The organism is Gemella sp. 27098_8_149, assembly GCF_041433745.1.
GTDB lineage: Bacteria > Bacillota > Bacilli > Staphylococcales > Gemellaceae > Gemella.
Genome location: NZ_JAPWCB010000029.1, coordinates 1 through 12,455 on the forward strand (window position 1 = coordinate 1; position 12,455 = coordinate 12,455).

Here is a 12,455-nt window from a genome sequence, read left to right on the forward strand (position 1 = left end):
TCCATTTTGGTCCATTTGGATCACTTGGATTAATTGGCTCACCTTTCTTAGGTTCTTTATAATTTGGAGCTTTTGGATCAACTGTGATTAATTTAGTTTTGTAGACTACTACTTCTTCGAAGTCTTTATCTGTAGCCGCTACAGTTTTCGCTGGTACATCTGCAACTGTTGGAGTTACACCTGCAACTGCCGCTGTGTATTTCTCTAATACTGGAGATGTTACTGCTTCGAATGTTTGGTTCGCTGACCAGTCTCCGTATGTGATTTCTCCTGTCGCTACATTAATCTTACCAGGACGAGTGAATTTAAGTGTTTTAACTTTCTTATCAGCTACACTTGTTAAGTCAGATTCTGCTACTGGAGTACCATCTTCATATACATACTTGATTGTACGAGTTACTTCTTCTTGTACTTTTACAGCGTTGATTAGTGCTTCAGTCCATTTTGGTCCATCTGGATTATTTGGATCGATTGGCGTTTTACCTGGAATTGGTCTTGGGTTATCATTACTTGCTGGTTTAGTTGGATCAAATGATGGAATATCAACTACTTTAGCTTTGAATTTCACAACATATTCTTGATCAGTTGCTGCATCTTTATCAAATTTATCTGTTGATACAAATCCATTTTCAACAAGTTCATAACCTTTCTTAACTAACTCAGCAATCTTATCAGTTACTGAAGTTGCTGTTGTAGCTGGGTAAGCTGCTTCTGATTTACCTGTTACTGCGATTGGATCTGCAAGACCTGGAGTAATTACTTTATTCGTATTAGTAGGATCTACTTCTACGAATCTAACTACAGCTTTTTGAGCAACTGGAGTATAAAGCACTGTGATCTTGTAGTCATCTGCTTCTGCATCGATTGCTGCAGTCGCTTCTACAGTAGCATTATCTGGAGTATATCCAGTCACTTCTGGAGAGTTAACAAGGTTGAACTTATCGTCTTTTGCTACTTCTGCAGGTGTTAACGTTACACCAGTAGCTGTTCCACCTACCGGAGTCCATGGTCCAAATGTAACGATTGCTTTTTGAGCAGCTGTTGCATCTGCAGCTATCGCTTTGTTTGTGATGTGATCGTAGTAAACTGTACGAGCTTTATATTCTTCTGTTGAATCATATCCACTCTTATCTAACACAGCTTTATACGCAGCATATTCTGTTGGATATTCTTTCGCAGCTAATGTGTAGTCGATTGTACGGTCACGTTCAAAGTGAAGTGTTTCAGTCACTGTTGGCGCAGCCGTTGTTCCACGTTTATCTGCCGGTACATCATCTGTACTTGCATATTTGTATTCGATTGTACGTGTTACTTCCTGAGTATCTTTAATTTGACGAAGAACTTTTTTATGACGTAGGTAAACATTGAACGCTTGGTCTACATCTTTATCGTCATCGAACTTACGTCCACCTTCAATAGCTGTACCTTGAGTATTATTTGTGTAGTCATCAGTTACTAATTCATAACCAAGGTCTTCATATTTCTTGATTGTGTCAGCTGTTAGGTAAGGAATCTTCGTATGAGATTTACCTTGAAGTGTTGTAACCCCGTAAGTTGTTTTCGCATCCGCACCCGTAGCAGGAGCAGTTGCTGCTGTTTGAACTTCAAGAATACGGGCATCACCTGTTGCGTCTAAGTCGATGTATGTTACTTTAGCTTTTTGAGTATCAGCTTTATAAACAACATACATATCAAAGTTATCTTTGTCGTCTGATCTTATTGCAGAAGAAGCTGGTTTATACGTTCCGACATCTTTTGTATTTCTATCAATCGGTTTATAAGTACCAATTTCCTTAGTATCTTTAATATGAGCCATTTCTCCTGTTGCATTTGGAGCATTGTATTCTAAAGTTACAACATTCGCTGTATAACCTTTTACAGTAGGAGAAACTATACTATTCATCTCTTCGTTATTTTCTCCATGTTTCCAATCGGAAATAATCAATGTTCCTTGAGAGAATTTAGTACCTTTAGGTATTTCCGTTCCTGCTGTGTATTCTGTACCATTCACATCTCTAACTGTATTCGCAGTTACCATCGGTTGGTCTAATACACCATCTTCATCAAACATTTTATATGTACGAGTATAGTTTAGAGTTTGAGAACGTGTTACTGGTTCATTATTGATTGATAAAATTGGATCATTATTTTTATAAGAAGCTTGACTAGTAGCTGTTGCATCATTATCACTCTCATACACATAGTGAATTGTACGTGTAATTGACGCTTCTGTAACTGGTGTTACTATTGGTGTGTATTTTGCTCTACCGTAATCAGTACCATATTTTTCTGTAACTTTATCATTTGCTACAACATCATTATAGTCTATATCTGGTTGTACTAAATCTACACCTGTTCCTCTTCCTACAAATCCTGGTTCTGGAGTAAATGTAACTTCACCTGTTGGTTTCCCACTTGCATCTTTCACAAGTTCGTATACCCCTTCACCTGTGATTGTTACTTTAGAATCATTAGTATTAGCCAGATCATAACTACGTGGAACCTCTGTTATTGCTCCTGTTGTAGGATCAAGATGTGTTGCGCTTGGTAATATAACTTGATTTAACGGTAATATTCTCTTGACTTTAGTACCCGCTGGAATCGTGTTAGTTGCACGATATTTACCGTCAACTTTTACAACATCTCCTTTTCCTACAATTTGACTAATAGTTGTTTCTTTAGCTAGGGTAGAAATTTTATTACCTGATTCTCGTGGTATAGTATCACCTGTATTATATATGACATTATTCCATGTATTATTCGCCGTTGTTACTAATGGATTTTTAAGTTTAGCTCCTGCTGGAATTCTTCCTCCGGCAGAAATAGTAGTCTCTGTACCGTTAGCTAGAGTAACAACCGTGTCTGCTGTAACAGGATGAGGATCAACTGGACTAGCTCCCGCTGGGATAGTTTTTCCAGTAACAAGTCGAACATTATTTACTACAACAGAACCTGTACCTGTTACTACCACATCTGCATCTTCAGCAATTTTCGCACGCGCTGGTAATTTATCTTTATCAGGAGTATATGTTACCACCTTCCCATCAGCAAGTGTTAATGTAGTAGCCTTACTTACTTCAGTATCTTTATCATATGAAGTTTTATTACTTTCTAAAGTATCCGCTAATTTTATACTCTTATTCTTATCTATGATTTCGAATTCATCAGCATACCTAGAATCTGTAATCTTATCTCCTGTTTCAGTTTCCACTGTTCCGTATACTGGGATTTGAGGTCTAGCACTTTGTTTTTTGCCCTGAACATCAGTAGTTGTAGTATCTTCACCTATTGGTCGCACGTCAATAACAGTTGGAATATAACTAGTATCCATTGTTCTATAACCATTATTTCCATTGTTTGTATTTTCAAGAACCTTATCTTTTTCTGCTAGTGTAGTAGATGTTTTAGAAGCTTCAATTGTATCATTATTAGCTTCCCACCCAGTTGAATTATTATTATCATCCCATGCACGTACTGCAATACCTTTCGCCGTTCCCACATAAGACTTATTAGGTTTAAATGTTAATGTAGTTTCATATAATCCATTTCCTACAGAAGTATTTTTACCTTCATTAGCAGGATTAACTTTATATGTACCTACTTCATTTCCTGCAGTATCATATTCTGTGTACTCACTTAATAAATATTCTGTTTTCCCAGTTAATGGGTTTGTAACTTTAAGTCCTTTTCCCAAAACTTTATTACTTTTATCTTTTACTATTACATATTCTCCTGAATATACAGTGGCACCATTTCGTTCTACATGAACCTTGCCTGTAGAGTCTACACGATAATTTGCAGGTAATCCAGACTTATCAGCAATAGCTTCTTCTGACGCGACTTGCTTATCAGTTAGAACTATTTTCGGCGATAAATTCTCATTTTCAATTTGCGCCCATTTCGTAAATTTAGAATCTTTATTTTTACCATTAGCTATGAACATCGCATTAGTTGGTAGTGTAACTGTTTGTTCTCGACCTTGATAATCTTTTGTCTCATGTCTAGTACCACGTGGCATGTGAACTACATGTGTTTGGAAATCCTCTACTTCCCCTGATGATGCCACACCTGTTGGTTCTAGAATCTCATCTTTTGTTAATGAAATACGTAAACGTACTCCTAAGCTATCTGCTGAAGTATCTAGTAATTGTGGCGTGTTTTTGAATTTAATATTGTAAGTTCCATTTTGGTTAACTTCTACGATTTCTGAAGATTCATTAAGATCAAATTTACCGTTGTTGTTGAAGTCTACCCATCCACGGATATAAGCTTTATCATTATTAACACCTAGGTTAGCACGAACACCTTCAAGGACATATTCATTACCTTGGGCTTGACGTAATTTGTACTCAGTTGCTACCGCTGGATCAAGAAGTTGGCTTTCTCCTTCATCTCCAAGAGTACCTTCACCTAAAGCACCTGTTGTGTGGTTATAAACTCCACGAATCGGAAGCTTAGATACTGGGTTCGCCATCTCAATAACATCACCTTGATTTAAAAGTACACGTGTGTGATCCTCTTTTTCAATTACAGCATTACCATTCGGTAATAATAAGTATGTACCTGTTACACCCTTATCTGTTGTTACAACTGTTTTTCCTGATTCTAATGGTGTCTCTTTATATTTTTCTGATGTGATTAAGTCATCAAGTACCCATCCACCTGAAGGGTCAGTTTTTGTTGAACGGAAGTCTGGATCTCCTTTAACATTACCTAAATATGGCTGAGTAGCTGTCACCTGAGTTTTAACTCCATTTTTTTCAACTTCTTTATTGAAATCCCCGATAATGTGTTGAGCTGATCCGTAAGATTGCGGAGCATCTCCTCCATCATAAATCATGAATCCGATTGTTCCTGCCTGTGCTCCTGCAGAGTTCAAGTACATCGATAATGTTTTAACGTTTTGAGAAAGAGCGATAGGTAATGAGTTTTTAGATCCCATTGATGTGTAGTTCGCTCCAAATGTATTAGTTCCGTATGCAATAGGTTTCCCTTTTTCGTCTAAGTTAACCCAATCTTTTGGATTATATCCCGCTTGCGCAAGACGTCCGTCAGCATTAACATCACTTTCTTTACTTGGATAAACTCCTTTAGCTGTTTTATCATCAATATCTTTTTGAAGATTTAATGCCATGAATTGTTCCCATTTCGTTCCATCTGTTTCAAATTGAACAATTTCTGTACGCCCTGCTTCTTCAGCATCAGCCGCAATTACGTTTACGTCTACAATACGACCATTATATGTCGCAGAAAGAGAAAATGTTACACCAACGTTAGATTCATCACGAGACGATGTAAATGCAGTAAGCATTTCACTTCCATCTGGATTTGTTGTTGGAAGTCCTGCTTTTCTTAAGTATGACCATTGAGTATCTTGAGATGTAATTAAGACATCCGCATGTCTTTGATCTCCAATTTTTTTATAAAGATTAGCTGATCCTGATGGTACAGCCTTACCATTCACATTAACATAAGAGAACCCAGTTTCAGCAAGTTTTGTCGCTGTTAAACCTTGACTTTCAATAGCTTTGTTGTAGTCTTGAACAGCTTTATGATAAGCAGCTGCTTTCGCATAATAAGCATCTGTATTAGCAAATGTTTCTGTTGGATATTCTGGTAGTGTTAATGCCACACCATTTACCGAAACAGCTGGGTTATTAGCAAATGTTGTTTTATTATTTATTGCATTTTGTTTAAATTGTTTATCCTCAGCTTGTGCTTTTGATAATTGTCTCTCAGATCCCCAATCTCCATAATCACGTACAGCATTCACTGGGCCTGCAGCTGTTTTATTAGGATCAGATTTTACATCTTTTGAACCCAATTTAATTACTGTTGCTGTTAAAGCATATCCTTCAACTTTAGTTTTAACGTTGAATTTCATACCTTCTTGTAAAGCTTCATAAAGTTCGTGGTCGTTTTGAGCTCCACCTGTGTAATATAGATGTTCTACATATTTTGCAGTTCCTGAATTTAAGAATTTATCATCAGTTGTTAGTCCTTTTGAGCCGTCTGCATATGTCACATCACGAACCATTGTAATTTTACCAGTTACTACATCTCCATTTGGATAAGTTACAGTTCTAGTTATTGGTTGCGCTAACTTTCTTGCAGGTCCTACTACAGTACCGTTAGGATATGTGATCGATGCTGCTGCAAAGTCAAACCAGTTAATGTTGTTCTTAAGTTGCTCTAAGTTTTTAGTACCTGCAGTACCAACAACAGTATCTCCAGAAGCAATATCAGTTCTAACACCATTTAAAGTAACAGTTGCTCCACCTGCAGTTCCGTTTCCTTTTTTTACTACATCAATCATAGAAGGATCCGTAATGCTTGGGTTAGTATTCATGATTTCACGTTTAACCGCTGCTACTTCTTCATCTGTTAATTCATTAATATTTTTTACAGGTGTTTTTGTCGTTGGTGGAACTATTGCTGTATTAGTAGTAGTTTCTCCAGCTAATAACCCTTCTAACTTACCACGGTGACCTGCACGTTGCATTGTTGCGTATACAGCTTCGATAGCTCTTTCTAATTCTTTACGTTCTCTTTCTGAATCGCTCTTAGTTGATGAATCAGAGTTGAATACGTCTAGAGCTTTAGCTATTTGTTTTTCTGCTGTTGCTACCGCTGCTTTGATTTCAGCTTTTTTAGATTCTTCTTTTACTGATTTTTCAGCAAATGCAGTCGCAGTTTGGTTAATAACTTTTGCTTCAGAAATAGTTTTTTCTAATTCTTCTTTTGCTGATTTAGTTTCTTTTTTATCAGATTTTTCTTCTGATTTAGCTTCTTTTTTATCTTCAGCTTTTTTGTCTTCGACTTTTTTAGCTTCTAGAGATTTGTTAAGGAAGCTGATTGAGTTTTCTAATGTAACTGTTTGTGCATCTACTTGTGCTTGAGTTGCATTTTCATCAACGATAAGGTCTTTAGCCTTATTAAGTTCTATCGCAGCATCAACAGTTAATTTTTGTTGAGTTTCTGATAGGTCTTTCCCTGCAAGAGTTACAAATAAATCGTTTAATTTATTAATCTTCTCTTGTAGTTTTGTTTTAACGGCACTAGTTTTAACAACTGTGCTTTCAGCTGTTTTTTCAGCTGTTTTCTCAGCTACTTCTGCTTTAGGCGTCTCTACTTTTTCGGTAGATTTGTCTTTAGCAGTAGTTTCTACTGGTGTTTCTTGCTTAGTAGTATCCGCTGCTTGAGCCGCACCACCAAGGAATAAGAAACCAGAAGCGATCAATACAGATGCAGTACCAGCATTGAATTTCTTAATTCCATACTGGTTAATCTTTTCAGATTGCTTCGTGCTGTTCATTTTTGTATTATTTTTACTGAACATTATTTTCTCCTTCTTCTTAAAATTAAATAAAATAAAATCATAATGACTGTATCTTACCATATTACAAAATCAACCTTAAATTTGGTTAAAATTTCTCCATAATTTTCACAAATTCAACAATTTATTTATTTAATAATATGTAAGATTTTTAATAAATATTTTTTCATAATAACGAAACTTACTAAATAACCATTAAATGTTACAAAAATGTTACAAAACATAGTGTTTGACAGTATTGTTTCATATTACTATTTTATAATAATACGTCAATTTTATCAATTATTTTACCGTTTTTTTATAGCCTTGAAATGAAAAAAAATTTACAATAATAAAAAAATAAAATAATACTTATACTTTTATATTTTTTGAAAATTTACTAGCAATAAAATTTATGTAAATCTAAAATATAAAATCAGCAGAAAACCCCACCATTACGCGTTTTATCGCGATAAAAAAAATAAAAAAAAAAAAAAATACACATTGACACTTATGTCATGAGAAAATATCTAATTATTTATTAAATCGACAATTTTATACCTCCTAGTTTTACAGCTATAACAATGGTTTAACGTAGAAAAATAACCCAAAACAAACCTCTTTTGAAATTTGATTTTGAGTTATTTTCATATTTTCAAACTACACAATATAGTTTAAACTTATTTTTCTTTTCGGCGTTTACCTACACTCAATCCTAAAGCAGCTAACATCGTCATAAATCCTAATGTTGCAACATTTGACGAATCAGCTCCAGTATTCGGTAGTTTTTCTGATTTTTTTCTATTCACAGCACTTATTGTAACAATACGCTCTTCAAGATCTTTTACAGTTGGTAGTTTTTGAAGTTGATCTTTAGGATTCGGTATTGATTCGATAACTGCCCCCTTGTACTCAGGTACTTCTAATATCGCGGGTCTATCTGATGCAGCTCCTCCTTCATATTCTGGCACTTCCAATACCGGAGGTTTAGCTGATGACATTCCTCCTTTGTATTCCGGTACCTCTAACACCGGAGGTTCTATCGGTGAGACTCCTCCTTCAAATTTTGGTACTTCTAATACTGGTGGTTCTATCGGTGTCGCCCCTCCTTCATATTTCGGCACCTCTAATACAGGCGGTTCTACTGGTGACACCCCTCCTTCATATTCCGGTACTTCTAATACTGGTGGCTCTACTGGTGAGACTCCTCCTTCATACTCTGGAACCTCTAATGTCGGTGCATCTGATGGAACTTTCCAACTTGGTTTTACAGGAACATCGTAATCATATTGATAGACTATTGTCGTCACACCTTCTACTACTTTTCCTGTTTCTGCAGTTACATTGTTAAATTTAGCCGAAGTTGGATAAACTCCATGATATCTATAAGTTTTTCCTTCTGTAGTAGTTACTTTTTCAACTAATTTTTCTTTTGTATTGTAGTCTTGTACAGGCCAATCTTTAACTACTTCTCTAGTCGATACTACCTTATCTCCTGATTTTGTAGTATATGTGTAAGTTGTTCTTAAAATTGCATCCTTCACCAATGTTTCTGCTGGTTTGATTTCATTTCCTTCTGCATCAACATACTTAACTACTACAGAACCTACTACTTCTTTTTCTGTAGGCTTAGGATCTTCTTTACTCACTAAACGATAAATGTAAGTTACTTGTGTTTTTTCTTTGTTGATTATTCCTTCTTCAGGTGCAGATCCTTCTTTTATTCCTACATATTCATAAGTAAACCCTGTTTTATCACCTAAGATTGTTTTATATCTTTTTTCAGTCGCATCATACGTAGGCTCTAATTTTTCTGTAACTTTCTCTTCACCTACTTTTGTAGAACCTGAAAGAACATCGTATGTTTTCACTTTTTCATAAGGTACATTTGACGCAACCACTTCCGATGCTTTTAAGATTTCTCCTGATTCAGATTCATAGTTTACATCAACAGATCCTACTTTTGTATTTTCAATTTTCACAGGTACATCAGATAGTTTTGTAGATAATCTGTAATAATGATTAACTACAGATTCTCCTTCACCCACTACTTTATAAGCACGAATCGGAGTAATAATCTCTTTAACTTTGTAATTCGTTTCTTCTTTAGTTGTTATATCCCTCTTAGTAAATTCAGTCTCATTAGTAGTTGAATTATTATTAACGACATTAATATTACTCAAATCATCAGAGATTGTCACAGCACCTTTATTTGCATAAACAGAGTCTTCTCTTGTTTCTACTTCAGGATACACTTTTTCCCAATTACTGTAATGTTCTGGTTCTGCATCTTTATGGTAAGAAAGTATATAACCTTCTCGTATCCCTCTGTCAAAACTGAATTTTAAATAATCATTCTTCGTTTCTGTCACATTTTCATGATTGTCATACATATCAACAATTCTTTGAGTAGAGTTCACTAGAACCGATAAATCGTTTAATACATTTTGCCCTTCTTCAATATGCGTTCTTAAGTTTTTAAGAGCTTCTTTATTTTGTTGGAAAAACATAATTCCACGGTCTGACTCCACCGCTATATCGATGTTATTTTGTTTAATCATCTCTATTGTACTAGCGATATTCTCATCAAGCTTAGTTTTTTTCGCTTGAATAGCTTGTTTTTCCGCATCACTTTTTGAATTTTGACTGAAATAGTCTAATATGCTGTACACCTCAGAATGCATAACCTCTAGAATTTCTCTTAAAGATTCTTTTCTAAAATCATGAACTTTCGGATCAGTTATACCAGGAGGATAACTTTTTGAACTATTTGAGTAAAATAAAGTAGTCTCATTATTAAATGTAACCTTACCATCATCTGCTGTTCCGAAGATTTTATCCTCTCCTATCGTTGTATACTCCCCAGTTAGCGGTTGATCCCAAAATGCATAAGAAGGATACCCCTGAACACCTTCACCTCTGACATACGTTTCATTTTTATTGTACTCTGGCTTTGCGGCGATTTTTTCTCTTCTATATTCCACTTTATTAACAGTTCTTGTACCACTACCGTGAGCATATGTATCACGATCCATCACAAGAACTGTATCGCCTTCTTTAAGAGTTACATTTTCTTTAGTGAAATCTTTAGCAGTTGCTTGACCATTTTTCCATTTCGCAACTGCATCTTCATCACTAGTTACTCCGTTAGCTTCCACGAATTTCCCGTAATGTCCATCTGAAGTTTCTTCTACTAAATACACTTTTCCTGTAATTTTTCCGTAGTTAATTTCTCCTAGATTATTGTGCATTCCTTCTGGCGATACCGGAGCTTCTATATCATTGAATTTAGTTTTTCCATAAGTTGCTTTATTCGCACCTACTACTTCAGAGCGAATCCATTTGTATTCTTTATTATTAGCCTTAATTACCTCTTCTTTACCTGTATCTTCATCTATAGCTGTACCTGTTTTTTCTACAGTTGATTCGCGATAATCTTTCCCATCAGTATCATACGCAATTCCTTTTTTATCATAAGGTGTCGATACCGTTCCTTCTTCTCCAGCTACTTTTTTTGAATCTTGTAACTCTGAATTATCATCTTCCAATAGGTAATTAACCGTTGCATTAGATTCGAATTTTACAGAATCTGTACCATCCGCATCCCCTGTGTTTTTATTCGCTTTAGTCGGTTTGTTATACCTTATATCAGCTACCACATCAACAGTCACTTGTTTCGCAGGATTTTGATCATCTGTGAAAGTCGTCTTAGCAGTTGATGGGACTTTTTCAAACTCACTCACAAGCGTCGTTTCATTTTTCCCACCTGAACTTACATTAGCAGATGCGGTTCCACCTCCAGCTAACATCGCTATACCTAGAATCGTTACCGCTCCAATTAATTTTGAATCTGTTCTTCCATCTTTGTATTTTCTTAATGAAAATTTCTCTTTTCTGATGTTTTTAAACATAATTTTCCCCTTTTTCGTTCAATCCATTTATTTTTATTACACAAAATAGCTAAAATTAAATTTTAATCACTTTGTGAATAACTATTTATACGCTTCCAATTTTAACACATTAAATAATTTTTATCAAATAATCATGAATCTTATTTTAAAATATAAAATATAAAAACGCCCCCGGATTTTCATCCAAGGACGTTCTTTAGTTTTACGATGAAATCAATCATCTTTTAAACTTATTATTTTTCTTTTTGGCGTTTTCTTACCGCTAACGCTATTCCTGCGATTAATGCTCCAAACCCTAATGCTGCTGCATTAGATGTTTCGCTACCTGTATTCGCTAAACGTTTCACCTGTGCAGTTACTACAGGTTTCACTGGTTCAACTTCTTTTTCAGGTACTTTTGGTGTCGGTTGTGGTTCAGGCTTCGGCTCTGGTTTAGGTGCCGGGGTTGGTTGTGGTTCAGGCTTCGGCTCTGGTTTAGGCGCTGGGGTTGGTTGTGGTTCAGGCTTCGGCTCTGGTTTAGGTGCTGGGGCTGGTTGTGGTTCAGGCTTCGGCTCTGGTTTAGGCGCTGGGGTTGGAGTATCCAGTAGCATTACATATTGGTAAACAATAGTAGTTACCCCTTCTTTAACCAGTCCTTTTTCATCTACAGTATTTTTGAATTTATCACCAGCTGGAAGAACACGTTTCAGTTTAAACGTTACTCCATCTATCTGGATAGTCTCAGGTGCTGCTACAGCGTAATCTTCCCCTGTAGCTTTGTATGTAGTTTCTTCTTTGTCTCCTGTGATTGTAGTTGTCGCTTCAGATACAATTACATTATTTTTAGCTACTACATCATCAACAAGGATGTTTTCATTAATATCTACGAATTTAACGACAACTGTTCCTTTTTTATCTTTAGCGTAATCACGTTTAGTTACTGATGAAACTTGAGAATACTTAACAACATCCTCTGAATCTTTTGATTCATGTGTTACTGGTAATTCATCTACCTTAGCTTTGTCTACAGTGTAATCTTTGATTTCTGGTGATACTACTTGAGGCAGTTTTTGTTCTGGAGTCCACTCGCTTGTGTACACCACTTCACCTGTTCTACTGTTGATTTCTGCAGTTCTTGTAAAGCGAACTGTTTGGTTAACTGGTGCGCTTGCTTCTTGTCCTGCTTTTGGTCCATTTTCATAAATATAAGTGATGTTACGTTTAACTTCTGTTATTAAACCTAAATCTTT

At 35.7% G+C, this 12,455-nt stretch carries 3 protein-coding genes; all 3 read right to left on the reverse strand.

Annotated elements, in window-relative coordinates:
• The coding region (locus tag O3801_RS08295) for a mucin-binding protein (protein WP_371454651.1) at positions 1 to 7,339 on the reverse strand (7,339 nt) is incomplete at its 3' end.
• Positions 7,340 to 7,995: 656 nt separating this feature from the next.
• A complete protein-coding gene (locus O3801_RS08300; RefSeq protein ID WP_371454652.1) occupies positions 7,996 to 11,226 on the reverse strand; it encodes an SIALI-17 repeat-containing surface protein in 3,231 nt (1,076 codons plus the stop codon).
• A 233-nt stretch (positions 11,227 to 11,459) separates the two neighbouring features.
• On the reverse strand, positions 11,460 to 12,455 hold a 996-nt coding region (locus tag O3801_RS08305), incomplete at its 5' end, for a mucin-binding protein (RefSeq protein WP_371454653.1).

Excerpts from the sequence above, each read along its gene's own strand:
- O3801_RS08300 (WP_371454652.1), bottom strand. The coding sequence starts at position 11,226 with ATGTTTAAAAACATCAGAAAAGAGAAATTTTCATTAAGAAAATACAAA.